Origin of the sequence: Burkholderia metallica (assembly GCF_902832845.1) — a bacterium.
In the GTDB taxonomy this organism is placed as follows: domain Bacteria; phylum Pseudomonadota; class Gammaproteobacteria; order Burkholderiales; family Burkholderiaceae; genus Burkholderia; species Burkholderia metallica.
The window spans coordinates 1-24,566 of record NZ_CADFDB010000016.1 but is presented as its reverse complement, the minus strand read 5'-3'; the positions used below and the strand labels follow the sequence as shown (position 1 = coordinate 24,566).

21 protein-coding genes, 2 rRNA genes, 1 pseudogene and 1 riboswitch are annotated in these 24,566 nt (G+C 67.0%); of the genes and pseudogenes, 12 read left to right on the top strand and 12 right to left on the bottom strand.

Features of this window, described 5'->3' with window-relative positions:
- Positions 1–59 precede the first annotated feature (59 nt).
- Positions 60–734 (top strand): TetR/AcrR family transcriptional regulator, encoded by a 675-nt coding sequence (locus HWX08_RS31330; protein WP_069260753.1) that lies wholly within the window; start codon positions 60–62, stop codon positions 732–734.
- A 70-nt stretch (positions 735–804) separates the two neighbouring features.
- Here the strand turns inward: HWX08_RS31330 and HWX08_RS31325 are convergent, their stop codons facing one another.
- Together HWX08_RS31325 and HWX08_RS31320 are read right to left on the bottom strand one after the other, a co-directional pair.
- Positions 805–2,598 (bottom strand): phospholipase D-like domain-containing protein, encoded by a 1,794-nt coding sequence (locus HWX08_RS31325; protein ID WP_174922754.1) that lies wholly within the window; start codon positions 2,596–2,598, stop codon positions 805–807.
- Positions 2,599–2,703: 105 nt separating this feature from the next.
- Positions 2,704–3,462: a DeoR/GlpR family DNA-binding transcription regulator gene (locus HWX08_RS31320; RefSeq protein ID WP_069260755.1), complete on the bottom strand. Its 759-nt coding sequence runs from the start codon at positions 3,460–3,462 to the stop codon at positions 2,704–2,706.
- 207 nt (positions 3,463–3,669) lie between these two features.
- Between HWX08_RS31320 and HWX08_RS31315 the strand changes: the two genes are divergently transcribed.
- The 3 genes from HWX08_RS31315 to nadE all read left to right on the top strand — a co-directional run bounded on the left by HWX08_RS31315 (position 3,670) and on the right by nadE (position 5,960).
- A complete protein-coding gene (locus HWX08_RS31315) occupies positions 3,670–3,855 on the top strand; it encodes a hypothetical protein (protein ID WP_006480515.1) in 186 nt (61 codons plus the stop codon).
- Between the two features lie 177 nt (positions 3,856–4,032).
- Positions 4,033–4,902: a DMT family transporter gene (locus HWX08_RS31310; protein WP_069260756.1), complete on the top strand. Its 870-nt coding sequence runs from the start codon at positions 4,033–4,035 to the stop codon at positions 4,900–4,902.
- 209 nt (positions 4,903–5,111) lie between these two features.
- Positions 5,112–5,960, top strand: coding sequence for an ammonia-dependent NAD(+) synthetase (nadE, locus tag HWX08_RS31305; RefSeq protein WP_107311648.1), 849 nt, complete (start codon positions 5,112–5,114; stop codon positions 5,958–5,960).
- A 75-nt stretch (positions 5,961–6,035) separates the two neighbouring features.
- Here the strand turns inward: nadE and HWX08_RS31300 are convergent, their stop codons facing one another.
- The 3 genes from HWX08_RS31300 to HWX08_RS31290 form a co-directional block, all read right to left on the bottom strand.
- A complete protein-coding gene (locus tag HWX08_RS31300) occupies positions 6,036–7,712 on the bottom strand; it encodes a S10 family peptidase (protein WP_069260758.1) in 1,677 nt (558 codons plus the stop codon).
- A gap of 73 nt (positions 7,713–7,785) precedes the next feature.
- Positions 7,786–9,375 (bottom strand): S53 family peptidase, encoded by a 1,590-nt coding sequence (locus HWX08_RS31295; protein WP_174922753.1) that lies wholly within the window; start codon positions 9,373–9,375, stop codon positions 7,786–7,788.
- 229 nt (positions 9,376–9,604) lie between these two features.
- The gene (locus tag HWX08_RS31290) at positions 9,605–10,231 is read right to left on the bottom strand and encodes a LysE family translocator (RefSeq protein ID WP_174922752.1); all 627 of its coding nucleotides are present in this window, start codon (positions 10,229–10,231) and stop codon (positions 9,605–9,607) included.
- Between the two features lie 134 nt (positions 10,232–10,365).
- Here HWX08_RS31290 and HWX08_RS31285 point away from each other — a divergent pair, with 134 nt between their 5' ends.
- Positions 10,366–10,830 carry an Lrp/AsnC family transcriptional regulator gene (locus tag HWX08_RS31285; RefSeq protein WP_069260761.1) on the top strand — a complete coding sequence of 155 codons (465 nt, stop codon included), beginning with the start codon at positions 10,366–10,368 and terminating at the stop codon, positions 10,828–10,830.
- Between the two features lie 115 nt (positions 10,831–10,945).
- On the opposite strand, the gene HWX08_RS31280 is transcribed toward HWX08_RS31285, so the two are convergent.
- Positions 10,946–11,857 carry a LysR family transcriptional regulator gene (locus HWX08_RS31280; protein ID WP_174922751.1) on the bottom strand — a complete coding sequence of 304 codons (912 nt, stop codon included), beginning with the start codon at positions 11,855–11,857 and terminating at the stop codon, positions 10,946–10,948.
- Positions 11,858–11,996: 139 nt separating this feature from the next.
- Here HWX08_RS31280 and speB point away from each other — a divergent pair, with 139 nt between their 5' ends.
- From speB to HWX08_RS31265, 3 genes are all read left to right on the top strand, one after another.
- The gene (gene speB, locus HWX08_RS31275; RefSeq protein WP_174922750.1) at positions 11,997–12,953 is read left to right on the top strand and encodes an agmatinase; all 957 of its coding nucleotides are present in this window, start codon (positions 11,997–11,999) and stop codon (positions 12,951–12,953) included.
- A 55-nt stretch (positions 12,954–13,008) separates the two neighbouring features.
- Positions 13,009–14,334, top strand: a complete 1,326-nt coding sequence (locus HWX08_RS31270) for an MFS transporter (RefSeq protein ID WP_069260762.1) — start codon at positions 13,009–13,011, stop codon at positions 14,332–14,334.
- A gap of 172 nt (positions 14,335–14,506) precedes the next feature.
- The gene (locus HWX08_RS31265) at positions 14,507–16,009 is read left to right on the top strand and encodes a purine-cytosine permease family protein (RefSeq protein ID WP_174922749.1); all 1,503 of its coding nucleotides are present in this window, start codon (positions 14,507–14,509) and stop codon (positions 16,007–16,009) included.
- Between the two features lie 60 nt (positions 16,010–16,069).
- Here the strand turns inward: HWX08_RS31265 and HWX08_RS31260 are convergent.
- Positions 16,070–16,241 (bottom strand): annotated as a pseudogene (locus tag HWX08_RS31260) (hypothetical protein); the annotation flags it as partial.
- A gap of 139 nt (positions 16,242–16,380) precedes the next feature.
- Between HWX08_RS31260 and HWX08_RS31255 the strand changes: the two are divergent.
- On the top strand, positions 16,381–17,289 hold the full coding sequence (locus HWX08_RS31255) for a LysR family transcriptional regulator (protein ID WP_174922748.1): 909 nt from the start codon (positions 16,381–16,383) through the stop codon (positions 17,287–17,289).
- A gap of 22 nt (positions 17,290–17,311) precedes the next feature.
- Here the strand turns inward: HWX08_RS31255 and HWX08_RS31250 are convergent, their stop codons facing one another.
- Positions 17,312–18,034 (bottom strand): CbtA family protein, encoded by a 723-nt coding sequence (locus tag HWX08_RS31250; RefSeq protein ID WP_174922747.1) that lies wholly within the window; start codon positions 18,032–18,034, stop codon positions 17,312–17,314.
- Positions 18,035–18,047: 13 nt separating this feature from the next.
- Positions 18,048–18,257 carry a CbtB domain-containing protein gene (locus HWX08_RS31245; protein ID WP_006488502.1) on the bottom strand — a complete coding sequence of 70 codons (210 nt, stop codon included), beginning with the start codon at positions 18,255–18,257 and terminating at the stop codon, positions 18,048–18,050.
- Between the two features lie 33 nt (positions 18,258–18,290).
- Positions 18,291–18,428: riboswitch (cobalamin riboswitch) on the bottom strand.
- Between the two features lie 55 nt (positions 18,429–18,483).
- On the opposite strand from HWX08_RS31245, the gene HWX08_RS31240 reads away from it, so the two are divergent.
- The 3 genes from HWX08_RS31240 to HWX08_RS31230 all read left to right on the top strand — a co-directional run bounded on the left by HWX08_RS31240 (position 18,484) and on the right by HWX08_RS31230 (position 21,921).
- Complete coding sequence (locus tag HWX08_RS31240) at positions 18,484–19,068, top strand: histidine phosphatase family protein (RefSeq protein WP_174922746.1); 585 nt, start codon at positions 18,484–18,486, stop codon at positions 19,066–19,068.
- 141 nt (positions 19,069–19,209) lie between these two features.
- Positions 19,210–20,802: an inorganic phosphate transporter gene (locus HWX08_RS31235; RefSeq protein WP_174922745.1), complete on the top strand. Its 1,593-nt coding sequence runs from the start codon at positions 19,210–19,212 to the stop codon at positions 20,800–20,802.
- A 375-nt stretch (positions 20,803–21,177) separates the two neighbouring features.
- Positions 21,178–21,921, top strand: a complete 744-nt coding sequence (locus HWX08_RS31230; RefSeq protein ID WP_069260769.1) for a 2OG-Fe(II) oxygenase — start codon at positions 21,178–21,180, stop codon at positions 21,919–21,921.
- A gap of 273 nt (positions 21,922–22,194) precedes the next feature.
- Here HWX08_RS31230 and HWX08_RS31225 read toward each other — a convergent pair whose 3' ends face one another.
- From HWX08_RS31225 to HWX08_RS31215, 3 genes are all read right to left on the bottom strand, one after another.
- Positions 22,195–23,619: a DHA2 family efflux MFS transporter permease subunit gene (locus HWX08_RS31225; RefSeq protein WP_174922744.1), complete on the bottom strand. Its 1,425-nt coding sequence runs from the start codon at positions 23,617–23,619 to the stop codon at positions 22,195–22,197.
- Positions 23,620–24,236: 617 nt separating this feature from the next.
- Positions 24,237–24,349 (bottom strand): 5S ribosomal RNA (rrf, locus tag HWX08_RS31220).
- A gap of 133 nt (positions 24,350–24,482) precedes the next feature.
- Positions 24,483–24,566, bottom strand: a 23S ribosomal RNA gene (locus tag HWX08_RS31215); the annotation flags it as partial.

Genomic DNA, 24,566 nt, shown 5'->3' with positions numbered 1-24,566 from the left:
GGGGATTTCCCACATGCTAGAATGCCTTTTCCACGCCGCCGAAGCCACAATAAAGTCACATGAAAGCAGGAAGCAAGGCCGCCACGTCCGACATCCGCGCGCTTGCGTCCGATGCGCGGCGCAAATACGATCCCGAGCAAACCAAGCGCAACATCCTCGATGTCGCCACGCAGGAATTTTCCGCGATGGGGCTCGCCGGCGCGCGCGTCGACGCGATCGCCGAGCGCACCAACACGACGAAGCGGATGCTCTACTACTACTTCGAAAGCAAGGAAGGGCTGTACGAGGCCGTGCTCGAGAAGGTGTACGGCGACATCCGCGCGCTCGAGCAGGAACTGCACGTCGGCGACATGGAGCCGCGCGAAGGCATGCGCCGCCTCGTCGAATTCACGTTCGACTATCACGACAAGCATCGCGACTTCGTGCGTCTCGTGTCGATCGAGAACATCCACGGCGCGAAGTATCTCGAACAGCTCAAGTCGTTCAAGAACCGCAACGTCAGCATCATCAAGACGCTCGAGGAACTGGTCGAGCGCGGCGCGGCGAGCGGCGCGTTCCGCAAGGACATCGACGCATTCGACCTGCACCTGCTGATCAGCTCCTTCTGCTTCCACCGCGTGTCGAACCGCTACACGTTCGGCGCCGCGTTCGGCCGCGATCCGTCGGCGCCGCGCCTGCGCGCACGGCATCGCGACACGATCGCCGACGCCGTGCTGCGCTACGTCGCCGCGTAAGCGGCACCGGCCGGCCGCGCACTAGCGCGCACCGGGCGCGCATCTGCCGCGCCCGTCCCAGCCCCGTGCGTCAGTCCGTCGGCGCGCTCGACGCCAGCGCGATCCGCGCCTTCTCTTCCGGGCTTCCCGTCACGTAATACTTCCTGGCCCAGCTCGAATCGGGCGCCAGCGCGAGCCGTGCATGCGCGCCCGTACCCGCATCGGCGCCGCGCCGTTTCGCATCGATCGACAGCGCCCGCGCGCGATAGTGCTCGTAAAGCCGCAGGAATTCCGCGAGATAGATCGCCGCGATCCGCCGGTCGCGGATCTCGAGCAGGTTCTCGTCGTTGTACTGCTCGGAATTGCGGCTCATGTTCGCCGAGCCCGTATAGACGACCGGATTCGCGCCTTCCGCATCGATCACGATGAACTTGTGATGGATCACGACGGGCGGAAAGGCCGGCGCCGGTTCGCCCGGAAAGAGCCGCAGCTCGGGCTCGAAACCCTGCGGCACGGTGGCCGGCGAGAAATACGCGGCATCGATCACGTCGCGGTTGTCGCGGCTGCGGTGGTACAGCTCGAGGTTCGCGAGCGTGGCCGCATCGAGCGGCTCACCGGCCTGCCGCGCGGCATCGGCCTTCGTCGCGCTGCCGACGTTGATCCTGTTCACCAGCCCGAACATCATCAGCCCGCGGTCGCCGGCCGCGAAGCACGCATCGCGCAGCGCCGCGTCGGTCGGCATGAACAGGCAGAACGACACCGAATGCTTCGCGGCCGCGATCGCGGTGACGATCGTGTCGATCTCGGTGCGCTGCCCCGCCGGCTCCGGCGAAAACGCGAGCCGCACCTGTGCACTGCCGATCGTCACCGGTTCCGACCAGCCCGGCGACAGGCGCGCCGTCTCCGCGATCGACGGATTCCCGGCCAGCGCATGCGCGCGCGCGTCGTACAGCACGGCGAGCGCGGGCGAGTCGAACGCGTGCAGCACGTTCGCCTGCTCCGTGAGCCCCTCGGTCGTGAAGTTCGCCGAGCCGGTCAGCACGCGCGCGGGCGCCGGGTTGGACGGCGCATCGGTCACGATGAACTTGTCGTGCATGATGTGCGTCCTGTCGCGTGGCGCGAGCGTCGCGAGACCCTGCAACGCATCGACGGCCGGCTGGTTCGGCGACGGCAGCGGCGGCTTGCCCTTGCGCGCCGTCGTGTGTGCGTCGTAGACGATCGCGAGCGACGCTTCGCCGTGCGTGCGCCCGAACGCTTCGAACGCGGGCAGCGCCCACAGCGTGTCGGTCAGGTGATAGACGGCCGACACCGCGCGCGACGCGGGGTCGAGCATCTGCGCGAACACCTGCTCCATGTCGTTCGCGAGCCACGTGCGCAGCTTCAGCGCCTGCGCGTCGCTCGGCGCCGCATTCGGCGCGAGGCCCAGCGCCGCGACCTGCTTCGCGAACGCCTGCGAGCTCACCACAGCGCGGTTGAACCACGTGCCGATGCCGTCCTCGACGTGCGCGGGCAGCACGACGTCGCACACGCCGGCTTGCGCGTCGAGCACGTTCAGGTTCGCCGGCGTGCCGACGACCGGATAGACGTCGTAGCGGAACGACGCACCGCGGTCCTGCGGATCGATGCGCGCATCCCACCACATGAATTTCTGGATCGGCGCCTGGTCGGTCGGTGCGTCGCCCTGCGTGTCGGCAGCCGGGCCGTCGAACGTCAGGCGGTTCGGCAGCCAGCTGTTCGGTGCGCGCGTCCTGCCGTCGGCCGACCAGAATCCCGGCGTGCGCCGGATCGCGAAGCCGAGAAAATCGTCGCGCGACTGCGCATCGGCCCAGTCGAAAGCCAGCAGGACGAGAGTGGGGGAAAGATAGCTGCGCACGCTGACGGACATTCGTTGCTCCCTGGCCGCGAGGCCGGTCGAAATGAATGGGTCAGTGTCGGCAGAGGTTCTTCCCGCGGAATGACGGTTCGATGAACCTTGTATGTCGGACGCGCGTCAGTCGCACACGAGCAGCTCGATCCCGCGCGCGGTGAGTGCGCGGCGCACGGCCTTGTCGGGCGCGCGCTCGGTCACGAGATAGCGGGCGGCGGCCGCGCCGTTGATCCGCACCGGCGTCACGCGGCCGAATTTCGAATGATCGGCGACGATGATCGCCGTGCCGGCCGCCGCGATCATCCGGCTGCGCACCTCGGCCGCGAGCCGCGAGTAGTCGGTGCATTCGCCGTCGGGCGTGATGCCGCCGGCGCCGATGAACGCGAAATCGACGTGGTACTGCGCGAGCTGCTGGATCGTGTCGAGCCCGAAGGTGGCGTCCTCGTCGTCGGACAGCTCGCCGCCGAGCAGCGTCACGCGGTTGCCGTTGCGCCGGGCGAGCACGAACGCGGTGCGCCAGTCGTTCGTGTAGATCGACAGCCGGTGCCGGTCGGCGAGTGCGAGCGCGACCGCATGCGGCGTGCTGCCCGAATCGATCAGCACCGACGCATCGTCGGGCACGAATTCGGCCGCGCGCCGCCCGATCGTGCGCTTCGCGTCGGCGTTCGCGGCTTCGCGTTCGGACAGGCTCGGCTCGCGGCGGTCGGCCGCCAGCGCGCCGCCGTGCGTCATCACGAGCAGGCCGCGCGCGGCCAGTGCGTTCAGGTCGCGCCGCACGGTCTCGCGCGACACGTCGAGCGAGCGCACGAGTTCCGCGACCGACAATGCGCCCGACCGTCCGAGCTCCGACAGGATGTATTGATGACGTTGTTCCGCCAGCATCGCGTGTGCGCCCGAGGCGACTGGTAATGGGTAAGCCGGCCATTGTATTACGGCCGTTTGACCGGCATTTGACCGCGGCGGGAACCGGGGCCGGTCGCGTTTCCCGAAAGCGAAATTCTGAATTGCCCGACGCGCGCGAATCGGCACGGCGCCGGTTGCTACACTTTGCGCTTCGCCGAACGACGACCAAGCAAAGGGGCTCGCGCCATGTATCGCAAAGGCAGTGTGATCGAAATCCAGTTTCCGCCCGAACGCCTCAACGACGCGGCCGGCGATCCGTACTGGATCGACCTGACGCTCGACGAAGCGCGCCGGCTCTACGAACAGCTCGCCGCGCGCTTTGCGACCGACGCGCGCGCGAACCAGCCGCTCGACACGTTCTCGATCGACTGATCGTCGCGGCGTCACGCCCGCCGGCCGCCCATGCGCGGCGGCGCTCGCGTCGCCCGCACCGACGGCCGCATGCGCGGCCCACGGCACGAGTGCAGGATTCGACAAGACGCCGGCAGCGCCTGCGCCGATACTGGCCGACTTCACGATTCTGTCCGGCCGCGTCGCGGCCCGCCACGCATGCTGACCTCGATCGTCGCCGCCGCTTTCGTCGCACTCTGGTCCACCGGCTTCATCGTCGCGCGGGCCATCAAGCCCTACGCCGATCCCAACCTGTTCCTGCTCGCGCGTTTCGCGGGCACGGCCGCGCTGTTCGGCGCGGTGGCGCTCGTCACGCGCGCGCCGTGGCCGGCCCGGCGCGAATGGCCGCGCCACCTGATCGCGGGCGCGCTGCTGCAGGGCGTCTATCTCGGCGCAAGCTACTGGGCCGTCGCACAAGGGCTGAACGCGGGCGTCATGGCGCTGCTCGGCGCGCTGCAGCCGCTCGCCACCGCCGTGCTCGCCGTCCCGCTGTTCAACGAGCGACTGCCCGCGCGCGGCTGGCTCGGGATGGCGCTCGGGCTCGCCGGCGTCGCGCTCGTGCTGGCGCCGAAGGTCACGGGCGGCGGCGCGCCGCCGCCGGGCGCGGCGCCCGCGTGGCTCGTCGTCGCCGTCTCGGTGCTCGCGGTCGGGTCGATCACCGCCGGCTCGCTGTACCAGAAAGGCAAGCTCGCGCAGAGCGACCTGCGCACGGCGGTCGCGGTCCAGAACTTCGGTGCGGCGATCGTCGCGGCCCTCTTCGTCGTGCTGCTGCACGAGACGCGCTGGATCGGCGCGCCGGCGCTGTGGGTGTCGCTCGTGTGGGGTGTCGTGTTCCTGTCAGGCGGCGCAGTCACGATGCTGATGTGGATGCTGCGGCGCGGCAACGCCGCGCGCGCGACGTCGCTGCTGTTCCTCGCGCCGCCGCTGGCCGCGCTGCAGGGCTACTGGCTGTTCGGCGAAACGCTTGCGGCGATCCAGCTCGCCGGCTTCGCGCTCGCGCTGGTGGGCGTCGTGCTCGCGCGGCGCTGACGTCGGCCGGCGAGCCCGCATCCGCGTCGCAACCGTGCGCAACCGCACTGCGCGCGGCCTCCCGCACCCGCCCGGCGCACCGTGCACCAACGCGAGGCAGCGCGTCTCGCCGAAGCAACGCGAAACCGCCGGATCGCACGCCCGGCGCGGCGCCGCGCGGCGATTGCGCTTATGATGGGCGCCTTGCATTTCGTTCCGGAACCTCCTTCATGACATCCGCCGATTACGCCAGCCGCCAACGCGCGATCATTGCCGAACTGAACGTCGCCCCGCACTTCGACGCCGAGGCCGAAATCGCCCGCCGCGTCGAGTTCCTCGCGCAATACCTTCGTTCGACCGGCCTGCGGACCTACGTGCTCGGCATCAGCGGCGGCGTCGATTCGTCGACGGCCGGCCGGCTCGCCCAATTGTCGGTCGAGCGCCTGCGCGCCGGCGGCTACGATGCGCGCTTCATCGCGATGCGCCTGCCGAACGGCGTGCAGAACGACGAAGCCGACGCCCAACGCGCGCTCGCGTTCGTCCGCGCGGACGAGGAACTGACCGTCAACGTGAAACCGGCCGCCGACGCGATGCTCGGCGCGCTCGCCGCGTCCGGCCATGCGTTCGAGACGCCGGCCCAGCAGGATTTCGTGCACGGCAACATCAAGGCGCGCGAACGCATGATCGCGCAGTACGCGGTAGCCGGCGCGCGGCGCGGCATTGTGATCGGCACCGATCACGCGGCCGAGTCGCTGATGGGTTTCTTCACGAAGTTCGGTGACGGTGGCGCGGACATCCTGCCGCTCGCGGGGCTGAACAAGCGTCGCGTGCGCGCGGTGGCCCGCGCGCTCGGCGGCGAGGAGCTGATCGTGATGAAGGTGCCGACGGCCGACCTCGAGGAACTGCGCCCGCTGCGCCCCGACGAACACGCGTACGGCGTGAGCTACGACGAGATCGACGATTTCCTCGAAGGCAAGCCGGTCAGCGACCACGTGTACGAAACGGTGCTGCGCTTCTACGACGCTTCGCGCCACAAGCGCGCGCTGCCGTACACGCCGTTCGACTGGCCGGCCGCGTAAGCCGGCCGCCCGCGCGTCAAAAAAACGCCGCGCGCACCGTCACGGCTGCGCGCGGCGGACACCCGGCGGGCACCGTTATGCGTGCCCGCCCGTCTTCTTCGCCTGCAGCGCGCGAATCCGCAGCCGCGCCCCGGTGTCGCTGACCGTCGTGTCGTACATCGCCGCGAGATCGCGTTTGAGCGCGGTACGCGAGCCGCCGTCGAGATACACCATGTGCCCCGACGGATAGAAACGCGCGGACAGGTTCTGCCGCACCTTCTGATCCTCGAGCGGCATCTGCTGCAGGTCGATCACGGTCTGGTAGAACGGCGTGACGAAATCGTAGAGACCGTTCGCCGACAGCACCTTCAGGTCGACGTTCAGCGCCATCACCGCGGCGAGATCGCCTGCCGTATAAAGGATCACGTTCCCCTGCGCATCGATGCCCTGCTGCGCGCCGGTCGGGTCGATGTGACTGAAATCCCAGTTCTGGAACGCCTGGTCGTTCAGGTCGGTGAACGCGGAATTCGACGTGAACTTCAGCTGCTCGTTCAGGTAGCTGTTCCACATCGCCGTATAGACACCCGTCACGGCCGTCATCGTCGGATCGTTGCCGCCCGAGTTCGGGTCGATCTTGCCGGCGATGCCCGACGAGACTCCGGTCACGCGGCCGTCGTACGAGCCGAGCGCGAGCCCCTGCGCATGCAGCAGCGTCGTCAGGAACAGCGAATTGCCGCGCGTGTCGTAGCCGGCGATGTCGAGACTCCACGATTGCAGCGTCGCCGTATCGATGCCCGTGTACTGCGACAGCTTCTTCACGACGGCCGGGTCCGCATGCGGGACCGTGCGCAGCGCGTTCAGGTAGTCGGTGCGCGAGAACTGCGCGACCTCCTCGACGAATGCGCCGAGATCGGTCGGCGCCGGCGTGATGCCGAGCTTCTTGTGATACCACGCATCGGCCGCGGCGGTCGGCAGCGCGCCGACCGGGTTGCCGGCCTGCCGGTAGTCGAGGATCGACGATTGCAGCGTGACGCCGTTCAGGTCGACGCCGTCCTCGTGCAGCTTGTACGCGAGCACGCAACTGCGCGCGGTGCCGTACGATTCGCCGAACAGGTACTTCGGCGAGTTCCACCGGTTGTTCTTCGTCAGGTAGCGCTTGATGAACTGCTTCAGCGAATCCGCATCCTGGTCGACGCCCCAGAAGTTGCGGTTCTTGTTCGGCGCGACGGCCGCCGAATAGCCGGTGCCGACCGGGTTGATGAACACCAGGTCGCTGTGGTCGATCATGCTGTCCGGGTTGTCTTCGATCTGGTACGGCGCGGGCGGCGTGAAGCCCGGCATCGACGTCTTGATGCGCTTCGGCGCGAACGAGCCCAGCAGCACGAACACCGACGACGAGCCCGGCCCGCCGTTGTAGAAGAACGTGACGGGCCGCGTTTCTTCCTTCGCGCCGTCGGCCGTGAACGCGACGTAGAAGAGCTTCGCGGCCGGCTGCGAACTGCTCGGGTCGACCGTCACGAGATGGCCCGCCGTCGCCGTGTACGCGATGCGCTTTCCGTCGATCAGGATCGTGTGATGCGTGATCGCGGCCGCCTCGGTCGTGTCGGTCACCGAGTCGTCGGGGCCGTTGCCGTACGCGACCGGATCGAAGAAAGGCTGGTCGCGGCCGTGGCTGAGCGCGACCGGATTGACGGTCGGCGGCACGCCATGCGAATTGTGGTCGCCGTGATGCAGCGGATACACGCCGCCGGAAGATGCGGAATCGATGCCCATCGTGCTGCTCCTGGAGGTGAAAAAAGACGCGGGCAGGACACCCGCGTCGAACGCAAAGCTGTGTCCCCGCGCGTCAGCTCGACGGCTTGCGCGCGAGGATCGCGGCGAGTTGTGCGCCGTTCGGGCTGCCGAGGCCCGTGCACGCGTCCCAGCCCGACGCGGCCGCATAGGTGCCGTTCGACCCTTTCGTGATGTCGCGCAGCGCGCCCGGATGCTTGTACAGCACCGGATTGATCCAGCCGGCGGGCGCGCCGGCTGCCGCATTGATCCGCGCGATCAGCGCGGCCCACAGCGGTGCGACCGCGCTCGTGCCGCCCATCACCGTGGGCGTGCCGGCCACCGACACTTCGTAACCCGTCTGCGGCGACGCATCGCCGGCAACGTCCGGCACGCCGCGCTTCGCGAGCGGCGTGCTGCCGCCGTCGGTGCGCGCGACGCTCAGCCCCTGCTGCCACACCGGCAGGTCGAACATCGTGCTGACGCCGCCCCCGCCCGCGCCACCGCCCGCGGCTTCGTCGTTCCACGCGACCTCGCTGCGGATGCCCTGGCCCGGCAGCGCGTCGAGCTGCGTGCCGCCGCAGCCGAGCACGTACGGGCTCGATGCGGGGAAATCGACGTGATCGGTGCCGTCCTGCAGCCCGTCGCCCGACCCGCTGTCGCCCGACGCCGCGCACACGGTGATGCCCTGCGCGGCCGCCGCCTGCAGCACGCGGTTGAACGCCTGCGCCGACTGCGCCTGCCAGATCGCTTCCGGGCCGCCCCAGCTGATCGAGATCACGGAAGGCTTGTTGGTCTTGTCGGTAACGGCCGCGTTGACCGCCTGGATGAAGCCCGCGTCGCTGTTCGGCGCGAAGTAGACCGCGATCTTCGCGGCCGGCGCGATCGCGCCGGCGATCTCGATGTCGAGCGCGACTTCGCCGTCCGGGCCGTTCGCGTCGCCGGTCGGCGCGTTGCGGCCGGTGCCGACGTTCACGTCGACGAGCGTCGGCGGCGTCTTGATCCCGAGCCCGCGGAAGTATTGCTGGATGTCTGCCGCGCGATAGCCGCCGCCGAGCTCGATGATCGCGATGCACTGCCCGGCGCCGTCGCCGGCCGGAAAGTCGTACAGCGACGCGAGCTGGATCGGCGTGAACGTGACGGCCGCGGCGCCGCGCGCGGGCCGGAACGGCGGCCGCAGCCGGAAGTGCGGCCGCGCCTGCGGGCGGCTGTCGAGGCCGAGCACCGCGGTGACGGCGTCGCCCAGCTCGTCGGGCAGCGCGATCGGGCCCGAGCGGCCGCGATACTGGCCGATCGAACGATGCTCGAAGCGCTCGAGCTTCACGCTGAACGCCGCTTCGAACTGCTGGATCGTGCCGGACAGCACGACGACGCTTTCGACCGGATCGACGCGATCGACCGTCAGCTGATGACGCTTCGCGAAGGCCTCGGTCTTGCGGATGTCGTCGGGGTTGGCGGAGAAACGCTGCGCGAACGCGTCGCGCGACAGCGGTTTTGCGTGAGCGTCGCCGGTGGCGAGCTGGTGGACCAATGCGTCGAGTTGCCCTTCTTCCTGCCGCCGCAACATGATCGTGACGTGGATACGTTCTGCCGGATCGCACTGGCCGAGACACTTCGATTCGGCGACGATCCGGGGCTCACGGTCGGCTTGAAGATGCCTTGCCATGTTCAGACCCTCCTTGGTACCGCGTTGCACGGAACAGCCAGGAAATCGGACAGGGCCGGTGGAAGACGGTTCCGTTCGGTCAGTCGGTTCGCCGCTGCGCGACGTTAGAGGAAGTGTAGAACAGTCAGATGATTTGCGCGCACGCCCTTCTGCCGCAACGCGTGCGCGCGGGCGACCGGCATCGCGCGCGGTCGCCCCGCTCCATGGGATGGCTGCCGCGCGGCGTCGCTCAGTCCATCGACAAGCGCAGCGCGAAACCGATCAGCGCCGCGGAAAACGTCCAACGCTGCACCGTCTGCGCAAGCGGATGCGCGCGCATCCACACGGCGATCCGCGACGCGCCGAACACGCACGCGAGGTCGAAGCATACGCCGGCCGCCACCAGCAGCGCGCCCAGCTCGAACATCTGCAGCACGACCGGCCCGGCCTCGGGGCGCACGAACTGCGGCAGCAGCACCGAGCAGAACAGCAGCGCCTTCGGGTTCAGCAGGTTGGTGAGCAGGCCCTTCACGAACGACTGGCGCAGCTCGCCCGCGGCGGCCGTGGCATCGCCGTCGCCGAGCGCGAACACCGGCGAACGGAACACCTGAATCGCGACGTACGCGAGATAGAGCGCGCCGCCATAGCGGATCACTTCGTACAGCCACGGCGCGCTACGGATCAGCGCCGCGACGCCGCACGCGGACAGCGTCACGTGCGCGGTGCGGGCGAGCGACAGGCCGGCCGCCGCCGCGATCCCGGGCCGCACGCCGCGGCCGATGCTGGTCTGCAGCACGAGCGCCATGTCCGGCCCCGGCACCGCATAAATGGCCGCCAGCGCGGCGAGATAAATCAACAGCAAATGCGTGGAAATCATGGTCTGCCCCCGTCCTCTTACGGCGATATGTTGCCGCCGGAGAGCGAGGGATTATTGGCCATCTTTGGCTCGGGATTGGCGATCCGTAGGGGAATCCGCCACAATCTACCCATCCGCATCAGGAATCCGCCAACATGACCGACCTCGACAAAACCGACCGCGCCATCCTCGCCGCGGTGCAGCGCGACGGCCGCCTGCCGATCGCCCGCCTCGCCGACACCGTGGGCTTGTCGGAGACCCCTTGCGCGCGCCGCCTGAAGCGCCTCGAAAACGACGGCTACATCGAGCGCTATCGCGCGCAGCTGTCGCGCCAGGCGCTCGGCTTCGGCGTCGTGGCGTTCGTGCTCGTGCGGTTCGCGACGCACGACCGCAAGACCGCCGACCGGTTCGAACGGGAAGTGCTCGGCATCGAGCGGATTCTCGCGTGCCACAACGTCGCGGGCACCGCCGACTATCTGCTGCAGGTGGTGGCGCGCGACCTCGACGACTACGGCACGTTCCTGCGCGAATCGCTGCGCATGCTGCCGGGCGTGACGTCGATCGAATCGGCGCTGTCGCTGCGCGAGGTCAAGCACGACGCGGGGTTGCCGGTGCCGTGATGCCCGCCGAACCCGGTGCCCGGTTCGTTACTTCGGCGCCGATCGATGTGGGCCGCGTCAGCCCGCCTCCGGCCGCGCCGTCGTCGCGCTCGTTCACCGTGGCGATGCGGATCGCCTACGCGACGTCGGGCGGCTGGTGCGCGCGCTCGAGATCCTCGAGAAAGGCTTCGACGAGCGGATTCCCGCGCCCGTTGCGCGCGACGACCATGTGGAACGTCACGTCGTAGCGCAGCTGCTCCGGATTGAGCGGCGCGAGCAGCCCCTGCGCGACGTACGGCGCCGCGAAATGCTGCGGCAGATAGCCGAGGTGGTGGCCGGACAGGATCAGCAGCGCGACGGCCTCCATGTTGTCGGCGGTCGCGGTCACGCAGTCGGGCGTCGTCGACATCTGCGCTTCGGGCAGCGGATACGAGCGCCACGCCCATTCGAAGCCCGCGACGTCGGCGGGCGTCTGCGCACCCGCGCCGTCGAACAGCGGATGGCCGCGCCCGCAGTACGCCACCTGGCGCTCGACGAACAGCGGCGTGTAGTGCAGCGACGGCACGCGGTGCCAGAAGTAGCCGACCGCGATCTGGATCTCGTCGCTCAACAGCTTTTCCTCTAGATCGCCCGGCGCGCGCACGGAGATCGAGAAACGCACGGCCTCGTCGCGGGTGCGGAACGCGGCGATCGCCTCGGCGATCCGCGCATTCTGGCTAATCGGCGTATGGCCGATCAGGCCGATGTTGAGCGTACCGACGAGCTGACGGTCCATGTGCCGCGCGGCCATCCCGAATTCGTCGAGCGCCGCGAGCAGCTTGCGGCTCATCGCGTGGAACCGCTCGCCCTTCGGCGTGAGCCGGAAGCCGCTGCGGCCGCGCTCGCAGAGCCGGTAGCCGAGCCGCGTCTCGAGCGACGACAGCTGCGCGCTGATCGTCGACTGCCCGACGTTCAGCACGGCCTGCGCGGCCGATACGCCGCCTGCGTCCGTGACCGCGAGAAATACGCGGATCAACCGCAGATCGAGGGTCGACAGATTCCCCAGCACGCTCATCCCCTTCCATACATCGATGAAAATCGATGTTTACGTCGATATCTTCGCATTCTTCTTTCCCGGCGGAGCGCGTAAAACTGTGCGCCAGGCCGCGTCGCATGATACGGCAACCCCACATCGGAAGAGACAGCCCATGAACGACCACACCCATTTCCGGCCGCTCGGCGGCAATGAAATGCCGCGCTGCGGCGGCATCGCGACGATGATGCGCCTGCCGCACGTGGCCAGCGCCGAAGGGCTCGACGCGTGCTTCGTCGGCGTGCCGTTCGACCTCGGCACCTCCAACCGCACCGGCGCGCGCTTCGGCCCGCGCCAGATCCGCACCGAATCCGTGCTGCTGCGCCCGTACAACATGGCGACGCGCGCCGCGCCGTTCGATTCGCTGCAGATCGCCGACATCGGCGACGTCGCGATCAATCCGTACAACCTGCACGATTCCATCGTGCGCATCGAAGCCGCGTACGACGCGATTCTCGAACACGACTGCAAGCCGATCACGCTCGGCGGCGACCATACGATCGCGCTGCCGATCCTGCGCGCGATCCACCGCAAGCACGGCAAGGTTGCATTGATCCACGTCGATGCACACGCCGACGTGAACGATACGATGATGGGCGAAAAGATCGCGCACGGCACGCCGTTCCGTCGCGCGGTCGAGGAAGGCCTGCTGCACGGCGACAAGGTCACGCAGATCGGCCTGCGCGGCACCGGCTACGCGGCCGAGGATTTCGACTGGTGCCGCGAGCAGGGCTTCCGCGTCGTCCAGGCCGAGGAATGCTGGAACAAGTCGCTCGCGCCGCTGATGGAAGAAGTGCGCGCGCGCGTCGGCGACACGCCCGTCTACATCAGCTTCGACATCGACGGCATCGATCCGGCCTACGCGCCTGGCACCGGCACGCCCGAAATCGCGGGCCTCACGGTGCCGCAGGCGCTCGAGATCATCCGCGGCGCGAAGGGGCTGAACATCGTCGGCTGCGACCTCGTCGAAGTCGCGCCGCCGTACGACCCGTTCGGCACCACGGCGCTGCTCGGTGCGAACCTCGCGTACGAGCTGCTGTGCGTGCTCCCGGGCGTCGCATACCGCGACTGATCCCCGCGCCGTCACCTATTCCAAATCAGAAGATTACAGAGGAGCACACATAAAAATGGGGACTTCCGTCAAGCAACCCAAGCGGGCGGCGCTTGCATCGTTCGTCGGCACCACGATCGAGTGGTACGACTTCTATAGCTACGCGACCGCCGCCGCCATCGTGTTCGGGCCGCTGTTCTTTCCCGGCGAAAACCGCTTCATCAGCCTGCTCGCGTCGTTCGGTTCGTTCGCGGTCGGCTTCTTCGCGCGGCCGCTCGGCGGCGTGATGTTCGGCTATCTCGGCGACCGTTTCGGCCGCAAGCGCTCGCTGCTCGCGACGCTGATGCTGATGGCGGTGTCGACGGTCGCGATCGGCCTGCTGCCGACGCATGCGCAGGCCGGCGTGATCGCGCCGGTCCTGCTCGTGCTGATGCGCGTGCTGCAAGGCATCGCCGTGGGCGGCGAATGGGGCGGCGCGGTGCTGCTCGCCGGTGAACATGCGCCCGAAGGCAAGCGCACGTTCTTCGCCTCGTTCGCGCAACTCGGCAGCGCGAGCGGCCTGATCCTGTCGATGCTCGCGTTCGGCGCGATCAGCACGCTGTCGAAGGAAGACATGATGAGCTGGGGCTGGCGCGTGCCGTTCCTCGCAAGCTCCGTGCTACTGATCGTCGGCTTCGTGATCCGCGCGAGCGTGTCGGAGTCGCCCGAGTTCGAGGAAGTCAGGAAGAGCGGCAACATCGCGCAAAAACCGCTGCGCGAAGCGCTCAAATATTGGCCGCTGCTGCTGCTCGCGATCGGCGCGAACGTGTACGGCATCGCCGGCGTGTATTTCAGCAACATCTTCATGATCAGCTACGCGACGCAGTTCCTGTCGCTCGACCGGTCGATGGTGCTGCATTGCATGACGATCGTCGCCGTGCTGCAGTTCGTCGTGCAGCTCGCGGCCGCGTTCCTCGCGCAGCGCTTCGGCACCACGCGCGTGCTGCTGATCACCGGCGCGTGGGCCGCGATCGTCCCGTTCGCGATGCTGCCGCTCGTGCACATGGGCACGCCGGTGTCGATCACCGTCGGCGTCGGCCTCGCGACGCTCGCGGAATCCGGCTACTACTCGGTGGTCGCCGGCTTCGTCAGTGGCATTTTCGTTGCGCGGATCCGCTACACGGCGATCTCGATCGCGTACCAGGTGTGCGGCGCGCTCGCCGGCGGCCTCACGCCGCTCGTCGCGACCGTCATCGCGCAGAACACCGCGCCGCAATGGTGGCCGCTCGCGATCCAGTACACGAGCGCCGCGCTCCTGTCGTCGCTGTGCGTGTGGCTGATTGCGCGCCGCGTCGGCATCGACGATGCCGGTGCGCCGGGCAACGTGAACGAACCGCTGCCGCGCGGCGTACGCGCCGTGTAAGTTCCCGCGACGGGCAGGCGATTCGCCTGCCCGTTTTCGTTGAATGGTCCGGCGGCGTACCGCACCGCCCCGGCATCCCCCGATATTCATCGCCCGCCGCGACGGTGTCGCGGCAGGGCAGGCGCACGCGGTCGCATCGACGCGCCGCGCGCGACCATGGAGACAAGCCGTCATGAACCGCCCCGACACCCTCGACCTCGACCGCGCCGAACCGGCCGGCCTCGCGATCGAACACCACTCGATCGACTACATCCCGGAACACGAACGCCACGCGAAACTGGGGAGCCAGGGGCCGTTCTGGTTTCTCGGCAATTTCCACTTCTTCACGATCTCGATCGGCTTCGTCGGCCCCGGCATGGGGCTGTCGGCGGGCTGGACGACGCTCGCGGGCGCGCTCGGGATCATGTTCGGCACGATCTTCATGGCGTTTCACGGCTCGCAGGGGCCGGAGATGGGCCTGCCGCAGATGATCCAGTCCCGTGCGCAGTTCGGCTATCGCGGCGTGATCGTCGCGCTGCTCGCGACGCTGTTCGTATTCGTCGGATTCAATGTCGTCAACGTATCGCTGATGGTGGACGGCGTGCACAACGTGTTCGGGATCGACGGCGGCTTCGTCGCCGTCGCGGCGGTCGCGATCGGCGCGCTGCTCGCGATCTACGGCCACGACCTGATGCACCGGACCTTCACGTGGGCGCTGATCGCGACGCTGCCGCTCTATGCGCTCGTCACGCTCGCGCTCGCGTTCGGCCACGCGGCGCCCGCACACACCGCCGTTGCGCCGGCCGCCGCGCCGGGCTTCAACTGGATCGCGTTCGCGACGCAGTTCGCGATCGCCGCCAGCTACAACATCTCGTATGCGCCGTACGTGTCGGACTATTCGCGCTATCTGCCGAAGCATACGAGCCGCGCGAAGCTGATCGCGGTGATCTTCGCCGGCGCGTCGCTGTCGGGCACGTGGATGATCGGCCTCGGCGCGTGGCTCGCGCAGAAGCTGCACGCGGCCGACGCACTGATCGCGATGGACCATGTCGGCGCATCGCTCGTGCCGGGCCTCGGCAAGCTGATCGCGATCGTGTCGCTGGTCGGCTTCCTGCCGATCATCGCGCTCAACGCATACAGCGCGATGCTGACCGTGCTGACCGCCGCCGATTCGATCGTGCCGATCCGGCCGACGCGGCGCGCGCGCGTCGCGTCGATCGTCGCGATCAGCACGTTCGTGCTCGCGTGCGTGTTCGCGATCCGCGGCAACGGCATCGCGCTGCTGCAGACGTTCCTGACGCTGATGCTCTACTTCCTCGTGCCGTGGACCGCGGTGAATCTCGTCGATTATTTCTTCGTGCGGCGCGGCCACTATGCGATCGCGCATTTCTTCACGCCGAACGGGCTCTACGGCGCATGGCAACCGCGCGGCATCGTCGCGTACCTGGCCGGCTTCGCGGCGATGGTGCCGTTCTTCTACATCTTCGATGCCGACGCGAATCGCGAGGTGTTCGTCGGTCCGTTCGCACGCATGCTCGGCGGCGTCGACATCGCGTGGCTCGTCGGCTTGATCGTCGCGGGCGCCGTGTACGCGCTCCTGTCGCGTTCGCTCGACCTCGACCGCGAACGGCGCGTGATTGCCGAGACACCGTCCCCCGAGACACTCGCCGACACGGCCGCGCACGAGCACGCGTGACCTTCATCAGACCGACGATGTGATCCTGCGCCGGGATGTTCGGCGAGTGGATGTCGGACTCGCCCGCTTCAGGTACTCGCTCCATTGCGCGCCGCGGCAACCCTTCGCGCGATGCAGCCTCGTCGATCTGGATCACGCGTACGCCGGCCTTCTCCAGATCGAGCACTTCGTCGCGGATCGCGAGCGCAAGCGGGTAGCACGACACCGGGCGCGGCGGGTCGTCGCGCATGAACGGTCGTGACCGTGCGCTGTCGTCCAGAAGAAACTGGAAGGTCCGGCAGCCACCATAAGGATGTCAAATCATGAAATAAAATGGCATTATTTCGTTCATCCATTAATGTGGCTCATGCGTCTATCGCGGCCCCCTATCCATGCTGGAACGATTCCATCTCGTCGTCATTCGTGAGGTCGAGCGCCAGGGCTCGATGACCGCGGCCGCCAATACGCTGCATCTCACGCAGTCGGCACTCAGCCATACCGTCCGGAAAATCGAGCAGCAGCTCGGTACGCCGATCTGGGACCGGGAAGGTCGCGGCCTGCGGCTCACGCAGGGCGGGCAGTATCTGCTGAAACTGGCGAACCGGCTGCTGCCGCAGTTCGAGCTCGCGGAAGAGCGGATGAAGCAGTACGCAAAGGGGCAGCGCGGCACGCTGCGCATCGGGATGGAGTGCCACCCGTGCTACCAGTGGCTGCTGAAGGTCGTGTCGCCGTACCTGTCGCGCTGGCCCGATGTCGACGTCGACGTGAAACAGCGCTTCCAGTTCGGCGGCATCGGGGCGCTGATCGGTTTCGACATCGACGTGCTCGTGACGCCCGATCCGCTGAACAAGCCGGGCCTGCGCTTCGACCCTGTGTTCGACTACGAGCAGGTACTGGTGGTCGCCGATTCGCACCGGTTCGCGAATGCCGACTACGTGACGCCCGAGCAACTGACCGACGAGATCCTGATCACCTACCCGGTCGAAACCGACCGGCTCGACATCTACAACCAGTTCCTGACGCCGGCCGGCATCGTGCCGCGGCGGCACAAGTCGATCGAGACGACCGACATCATGTTGCAGATGGTGGCGAGCGGGCGCGGCGTGGCCGCACTGCCGAGATGGCTGGCCGACGAATACGCGGACCGGATGCCGGTCGTGCCGGTCAAGCTCGGCAAAAAGGGAATCGCGAAGCAGATCTTCCTCGGCATCCGCGAAGCGGATGCGTCGATCGACTATCTCGCCGCGTTCGTCGCCCTGGCGCGCGAGTCGACGGCGAGCACGCCGCGCATGCTGCGCTAGCCGCGCTCCGAGCCCATGCGCGTCAGGCGGCGCGCGCGCCGATGCGTTCGCCGCGCGCGACCCATGCACCGAACAGCAGGCCGATCGTCGTCCACATGATCACCTGCATGCCGATGGCCGCCACGCGGAACTTCCACAGCACGTCGGCCGGGAACGCGGCCGGCACTTCGTTGATCGACGGCAGCCCGAACTGCACGGCTGCGATGATCACGATGAACACGAGCCCCGCGACGATCGACGCGTTCCATTGCCCGAGCTTCGCCAGCAGATGGCGGCGGACGCTCACCGAGAACACCATCGTCGCGATCGAAATCGCGATCATCAGGAAGAACAGGCCGGTGCGATAGCCGATCGTGTCGGGGTCGCCGACCGACGGCGGATTGGCCGGGTATTTGATGTTCGGGACGATCACGAGCGCGACGAACGCGGCCACCGCGAGCCACGCGGCGAGCGGACGTGCCGGCAGGCGGCTGCCGCGCCCGTACGCAAACGCGAAGACCAGCGAGAACAGCCCGCCGAACGCCGCGCCGTAGGTCACGACGCCCGTCAGCAGACCGAGACCGGCCTGCGTGTGGCGGCTGACCAGTTCGGGCTCCGGTGCGTCGCCCTTGGCGGCATCGAGCTTTTCCTCGAAGGAGATGGCCTGATCGACTTGCGGCTCGCCGACGATTCTGGCGAAACCGAACGTGAGAAGACCGGCGGCGATGCCTGCGAGCATCCCGCGCATGAGCAGCTTTCCGACCATCGTATGCTCCGTGTCAGTGGCAGGGAAAGCCGAGCAGATGGCGGCCGTCGTGAACGAATTCGTGAACGTACATGCCCGGCACGAGCGACGTCGCGCCTTGTTCCGCGCCGACGAAATAAAGCGCGAGCAACAGGATCAGGCCGACGAAAACAGCCCACGGCAACAGTTCGCGGACGGGGATGGGGGCCGGCACGACCGCCGGCTTCAGCACTGCTTCGCTCATGGATGCACCTCAGGGGTATCGCGCCCCGACAAATGTTGGATGGGTACGAAGGCAGGTCTGGCTTCCGGGATCATCGATCACCGGTTACAGTGGCGCGACCGCGCCGGATTTGCACCGGCTTCCGCGTTTCGTATCGGGCGAATTGTACGCGCGAACGTTCGCGTATTGAAGCGGCGGCAGGGGGACTGGTGCGTCCGTCCCGGATCATCCGAACACCGACACGAACATGCACGCCACGCTGCGCCTGATCGCACACGCATCGACCCGCGCGATGCGCACCGGCACGTTTCCCGACGACGATCCGCTCGATGCGCACGGGCTCGCCGAAGCCGCTGCATCGCGCGACCGGTGGACGGGCGCCTCCCGCTCGCTGGTGCTGTGCAGTCCGGCCCGCTGTGCGATGCAGACCGTCGATGCGCTCGGGCTGCACGCCGGCGTCGACGACGCGCTGCGCGACCTCGACTACGGACACTGGCGCGGCAAGCGGCTGCACGATCTCGCACGCGATTTGCCGGACCCACTGGCCGCATGGATCGGCGATCCGTCCGCGTCGCCGCATCGCGGCGAATCGTTCGACGCCGCCGTGCAGCGGATCGGCGCATGGTTGGACGCACTGCCGCGCGGTCGCGACGTCGTCGCGATCACGCATGCGCCGATCGTCCGTGCGGCCATCGCGCATGTGCGGCGCATGGAGCCGCGCGCGGCCATGCGCGTCGACGTTGCGCCGATGTCGTGCACGACGTTCACTGCGTCACCGGATGGCTGGACGTGGGCCACACCGGACGACGACCGGCGCGACAGCGACGCGTAAGCCGCCTTTGCGCTCACTGTGTGAGCGCATCGCCGAGTACCTTACACATCTGTAAGGCATACCGTTCGTGGTCCCGACTGTCATCAAACTGACTGCGAGCCGCAGCTAGGATCGGACGCGATTCCCTTACGAGACGCCGTCATGAATCAACCTGCTTCGTCCGCACCGAACCAATCGGGCTCCGTCGAACGCACCCGGCAGATCGGCTATGCCGTGTTCCTGCTGGTGCTCGTGCTCGGCGCCGTCTATATCGCCACGCACCTGATCGACGACCTGTCGCCGGTCCGCGACGCCAAGCTGTTCCCGTACCTGTTGCTCGGCGCGGCATTGCTGATCGCGCTCGGCTTCGAATTCGTCAACGGCTTCCACGACACCGCGAACGCCGTCGCCACCGTAATCTACACGCACTCGCTGACGCCGAACGTCGCGGTGATCTGGTCGGGCATGTGGAACTTCCTCGGCGTGATGGTCTCGAGCGGCGCAGTCGCATTCGGCATCCTGCAACTGCTGCCGGTCGAGCTGATCCTGCAGGTCGGCAGCGGCTCGGGCTTCGCGATGGTGTTCGCACTGCTGATCGCCGCGATCGTCTGGAACCTCGCGACCTGGTATTTCGGGTTGCCGTCGTCGAGCTCGCATACGCTGATCGGATCGATCATCGGCGTCGGGCTGATGAACCAGCTGATGCACGGGCCGTCCGGCACGAGCGGCGTCGACTGGGGCCAGGCGCTCGGCGTCGGCAAGTCGCTGCTGTTCTCGCCGATCGTCGGCTTCCTGTGCGCGGCACTGCTGCTGCTCGTGCTGAAAAACCTCGTGCGGATTCCGGAGCTGTACAAGGAGCCGCCGAAGGACCAGCCGCCGCCGTTCTGGATTCGCTGCCTGCTGATCCTGACCTGCACGGGCGTGTCGTTCGCACACGGCTCGAACGACGGCCAGAAAGGGATGGGCCTCATCATGCTGATCCTGATCGGCACGGTGCCGACCGCGTATGCGCTGAACAAGGCCGTCACGCCGGCCGAAACGCAGACCTTCGTGGCGGTCGCGAACCAGGCCGCCGCGACGTTCGGGAAGTACACGAACGGCGTCGCACCGTCCGCGAACCCGCGCATCGACGTCGAGCGCTACGTACAGCATCGCGAACTGACGCCGGCCGTGATTCCTGCCGTCGCGCAGTTGTCCACGTCGCTCGCGACCGCGGTCGGCGCGTCGGGCTCGATGGCGGCCGTGCCGCAACGCGACGTCGACAACGTGCGCAACACGATGTATCTGGTCTCCGAAGCCATCCGCCTGATCGAGAAATCCGGACAGCCCGCGTTCGCAGCCGACGACAAGCTCGCGATCGACAACTATCGCAAGCAGCTCGACCATGCGACAAAGTTCATTCCGACGTGGGTGAAGGTGGCGGTCGCGATCGCGCTGGGCCTCGGCACGATGGTCGGCTGGAAGCGGATCGTCGTGACCGTCGGCGAGAAAATCGGCAAGCAGCATCTGACGTACGGACAGGGGGCGTCGGCCGAACTCGTCGCGATGCTCACGATCGGCGCGGCCGACGTGTACGGATTGCCCGTGTCGACAACGCACGTGCTGTCGTCGGGCGTCGCGGGCACGATGGCGGCGAACGGATCGGGCCTGCAATGGGGGACGGTGCGCAGCCTCGTGCTGGCATGGGTGCTGACGCTGCCGGCGTCGATCGTACTCGCCGGCGCGCTTTATTGGTTGTTCCGGTCGCTGGCGTGACCGGTGACGCGGCGGGTGGCCGGCGAGAGCCGGCTGCTTGCTGCCTGACGCAGAAGATTCGACCTCGCCTTTCTCGCCTTTCCGCCTTTCCGCCGTTCAAACTTGAGCGGCATCTCGGGACTACGCGGCCCATGCTTCTCTGCTTCTCCACCTCGACGCGTCGAAGCATCCGGTGCGCCCGTGCCATCACGAGCACTCACCGTCTTCTTTTCCCGAATTGAAGCGCAAGATCTGGAGCGCGCCGGTGCGTGGACATCCGTAGACTGGGCTCATCGACACTTACCGTAGGCTCAACCGCGCAGACGACGTGGCCGAAGCATTTCGCACGGTTGCACGACTGCACGGCGCCCCATCGCTGACGAACGAGGTACGCCCGTGAACATAGCCGACCTGCAACCTGCCGTCGAATCGCTCGATATTGCGCAACGCGTCGACACGATCGACTGGACGACCGTCGCTACCGATCTCGATCGCTACGGATGCGCGCGCGTGCCGGGCCTGATGTCGGCAAGCGAGTGCGCGGCGCTCGCGTCGCTCTATCCGCGCGATGCGCTCTATCGTTCGCGCGTCGTGATGGCGCGACACGGGTTTGGCCGAGGCGAATACAAGTATTTCGCGTACCCGCTGCCGGCTGTCATCGCCGAGCTGCGTGCGACGCTCTACCCGCACCTCGCGCCGATCGCGAATCGCTGGAACCAGGCACTCGGGATGGACGTCCGCTATCCGGCGGACCACGCGACGTTCGTCGACCGCTGCCACGCGGCAGGACAGACGCGACCGACACCACTGATCCTGCAATACGGTCCCGACGACTACAACTGCCTCCACCAAGACCTGTACGGGGAGCATGTGTTCCCGCTCCAGGTCGCGATCCTGCTGTCGGAGCCGGGCCGCGATTTTACCGGCGGCGAATTCGTCCTGACCGAACAACGGCCGCGCATGCAGTCGCGTGCGGAAGTCGTGCCGCTGACACAAGGCGACGCCGTCATCTTCGCCGTCCATGGCAGGCCCGTGCAGGGAACGCGGGGCGTCTATCGCGTCACACTGCGCCACGGTGTCAGCCGGATCCGGAGCGGCCACCGCCATACGGTCGGCATCATTTTCCATGACGCACAGTGACGGTGATCGGGACGAGCACGACGCTGTGATGCCATCCGTCACACCGGCGGATTCGAGCGAGAAGAACTGCACATCCGACGTGCCAATCGCGTGATCGATCAGGACGCTTCGCGGATAGACATCATTACGCGATCAGTTCACTCCCCCGCTGTGACAGATAGCCGTTTCCGCTTCCCTTCGGAGCATCGCCGCACGACGGATCCACGTTTCAGGCAAGTGACGTCGAGCCGAAACATTCACCTGTCGCAGCACAAAATCGACGTGAACCCCGGCCTATCCGCGCGCGACATTTGCCCGCAGCCGGTCGCCCGCATCGGAGGCAAGACGTGCGTAGCCCGGCAACGTCAGCAACGCGAGCACGCCCGCCGCGACGAACGCCCAGCGGAAATCGTCAAGCACGTAGTGCATGCCGGCCGCATCGCCACGCACCAACGCCGCGAGTCGCAGCGACAACGCCCCGAACGCGATGCCCATCCCGATCGTCATCTGCTGCGCCGCGCTCCAGAGCGTGCTGGCTGCGCTCGTCTGCTGAGCCGGGATATCCGCATAGGCCAGCGTCGCGAGTGTCGTGAACTGCATCGATCGGGTCAGCCCATAGACGAATACGACGAACAGCGTGATCGCCAACGGCGTCGACGCAGTCAGCCAGCCACACGCGATCGTGAAAAGGCCGACCATCGTCACGTCGACGAGCGCAACGCGCCGAAAGCCGAAGCGATCGAGAATCCACGACGTTCCCGCCTTCATCCCGAGATTGCCGAGCGCGCTCGCCAGCAGCAGCAGGCCGGACTGGAACGGCGACAACCCGAAGCCGATCTGGAACAGCAGCGGCAGCAGGTACGGCACGGCATTGATGGCCATCCGCGTGATCGAACCGGTGACCACCGTCACGGAGAACGTCGGCACCTTCAACGTCGTGAAATCGAGCAGCGGATGCGCGCAACGTCGCGCATGCCACCACGCGACGATACCGAACAGCACACTCGCGCCCACCAGAAGAGCCGCGCGCGTGAAGTGAACGTCCTGCTGGCCGGCCGCTTCGGTGCCGATCAGCAGACAGGTCAGCGCGCCCCCTGCGAGCACGAAACCGACCCAATCGAGCGGCCGTTGCTCGTCGGCCCGCGTGTTCCGGACGATCAGCCAGGTGCAGACCAGTGCGGCAAGGCCGAACGGGACGTTCAGCAGGAAGATCCATCGCCATGACGCATAGGTGGTGATGAAGCCGCCGATCGGCGGCCCGACGACGGGCGCGACGATGCCCGGCCACGTGATCGTCGCAATCGCCCGCATCAGCTTCGCCTTCTCGGTGCTGCGAACGACGATCATGCGCCCGACCGGGACCATCATCGCCCCGCCGACGCCTTGCAGCAGACGCGCAGCCGTAAACGACACGACACCCTCGGATAACCCGCACAGTATCGACGCGCCGGTGAAGACGACGATCGCGCTGGCGAACACCGTCCGCGAGCCATAACGGTCGGCAATCCAGCCGCTGATCGGGATGAATACGGCGAGCGCCAGCATGTAGGCCGTCATCCCGAGGCTCAGCGCGTTCGGCCCGACGCCGAACGAGCGCGCCATTTGCGGCAGCGCAGTCGCTATCACGGTCGTATCGAGGTACTCCATGAAGAACGTCGCGGCGACGAGATACGGCAAGAAGTCGGTCGTCCGACCACCTTGAACGGGGCTGTCAGTCATGAACGGTGCGGGAGACGGAATACGGAGGATACCGACCGCCCGGGGGTCTCTGGAAGCGCCGGGAATCGGGACGAATCGCGATATTACCCCGAAGGACTTGCACCCTGCTCTGCGGGCTTGTCGCGCGAATGGACTTTATGCGCATAGATTTCTATGACGAATTTCGTCTGCGCGAGCCGACTGACGTTTGTCAGCAGGGTCGACGCAATGCGTCGAAAGAGGGGCGCGGTGAAGGAAACCCTGTGTCGGCATGAATCATTCACCGGCATTTTCGGCGAACTCCGCCCATCGTCTGTCTTTACAACGTCATTGACAATCACAACAACACTGGTCGGGTGCCACCGACCGGGCCAAGGCCTTCGTCGCGAACTGGGCGGCCAAGAAGATTGTCATTGTCTGCTCCTGGTCGATGACGTCAGGTGTCAGCGTGGCCGACTATCCGAGAGGGCGCTCGGCGCAACGGCGAACGATCGAAAAGCTGGACCGTCACCACCACAAACTGATTCCACATTCAGGACGCGGCATAGCAGATTGCATCGACCAACACGTGCGCATGCATTTCCGCCGCTGAAATGCAAAAACCCCCGCCTTTCGGGCGGGGGTTCTTGGCTTAGGGAGCCTGACGATTACCTACTTTCACACGGGAATCCGCACTATCATCGGCGTAGAGTCGTTTCACGGTCCTGTTCGGGATGGGAAGGGGTGGGACCGACTCGCTATGGTCATCAGGCAAAGAGGGTTGTTCTGCTGGCGTGGCCAACAGAACCAATCTGGGAAGAAGCAGTAATTTTGAGTTGTGTGTATCACACACGAGAATCCAACCAGTCCGACGCGCTGTTCTCAGCGCGAGACAGACTTGTTATAGGATCAAGCCTTACGGGCAATTAGTATCAGTTAGCTGAACGCATTACTGCGCTTACACACCTGACCTATCAACGTCCTGGTCT

Coding starts and splice junctions, on each gene's coding strand:
- HWX08_RS31285 (WP_069260761.1), top strand. CDS start 10,366: ATGACCGACCTCGACAAAACCGACCGCGCCATCCTCGCCGCGGTGCAG.
- HWX08_RS31295 (WP_174922753.1), bottom strand. CDS start 9,375: ATGGCAAGGCATCTTCAAGCCGACCGTGAGCCCCGGATCGTCGCCGAA.
- HWX08_RS31240 (WP_174922746.1), top strand. CDS start 18,484: ATGCACGCCACGCTGCGCCTGATCGCACACGCATCGACCCGCGCGATG.
- HWX08_RS31325 (WP_174922754.1), bottom strand. CDS start 2,598: ATGTCCGTCAGCGTGCGCAGCTATCTTTCCCCCACTCTCGTCCTGCTG.
- HWX08_RS31235 (WP_174922745.1), top strand. CDS start 19,210: ATGAATCAACCTGCTTCGTCCGCACCGAACCAATCGGGCTCCGTCGAA.
- HWX08_RS31300 (WP_069260758.1), bottom strand. CDS start 7,712: ATGGGCATCGATTCCGCATCTTCCGGCGGCGTGTATCCGCTGCATCAC.
- HWX08_RS31225 (WP_174922744.1), bottom strand. CDS start 23,619: ATGACTGACAGCCCCGTTCAAGGTGGTCGGACGACCGACTTCTTGCCG.
- HWX08_RS31250 (WP_174922747.1), bottom strand. CDS start 18,034: ATGGTCGGAAAGCTGCTCATGCGCGGGATGCTCGCAGGCATCGCCGCC.
- HWX08_RS31290 (WP_174922752.1), bottom strand. CDS start 10,231: ATGATTTCCACGCATTTGCTGTTGATTTATCTCGCCGCGCTGGCGGCC.
- HWX08_RS31270 (WP_069260762.1), top strand. CDS start 13,009: ATGGGGACTTCCGTCAAGCAACCCAAGCGGGCGGCGCTTGCATCGTTC.
- speB (WP_174922750.1), top strand. CDS start 11,997: ATGAACGACCACACCCATTTCCGGCCGCTCGGCGGCAATGAAATGCCG.
- HWX08_RS31315 (WP_006480515.1), top strand. CDS start 3,670: ATGTATCGCAAAGGCAGTGTGATCGAAATCCAGTTTCCGCCCGAACGC.
- HWX08_RS31320 (WP_069260755.1), bottom strand. CDS start 3,462: ATGCTGGCGGAACAACGTCATCAATACATCCTGTCGGAGCTCGGACGG.
- HWX08_RS31265 (WP_174922749.1), top strand. CDS start 14,507: ATGAACCGCCCCGACACCCTCGACCTCGACCGCGCCGAACCGGCCGGC.
- HWX08_RS31330 (WP_069260753.1), top strand. CDS start 60: ATGAAAGCAGGAAGCAAGGCCGCCACGTCCGACATCCGCGCGCTTGCG.
- HWX08_RS31310 (WP_069260756.1), top strand. CDS start 4,033: ATGCTGACCTCGATCGTCGCCGCCGCTTTCGTCGCACTCTGGTCCACC.
- HWX08_RS31245 (WP_006488502.1), bottom strand. CDS start 18,257: ATGAGCGAAGCAGTGCTGAAGCCGGCGGTCGTGCCGGCCCCCATCCCC.
- HWX08_RS31255 (WP_174922748.1), top strand. CDS start 16,381: ATGCTGGAACGATTCCATCTCGTCGTCATTCGTGAGGTCGAGCGCCAG.
- nadE (WP_107311648.1), top strand. CDS start 5,112: ATGACATCCGCCGATTACGCCAGCCGCCAACGCGCGATCATTGCCGAA.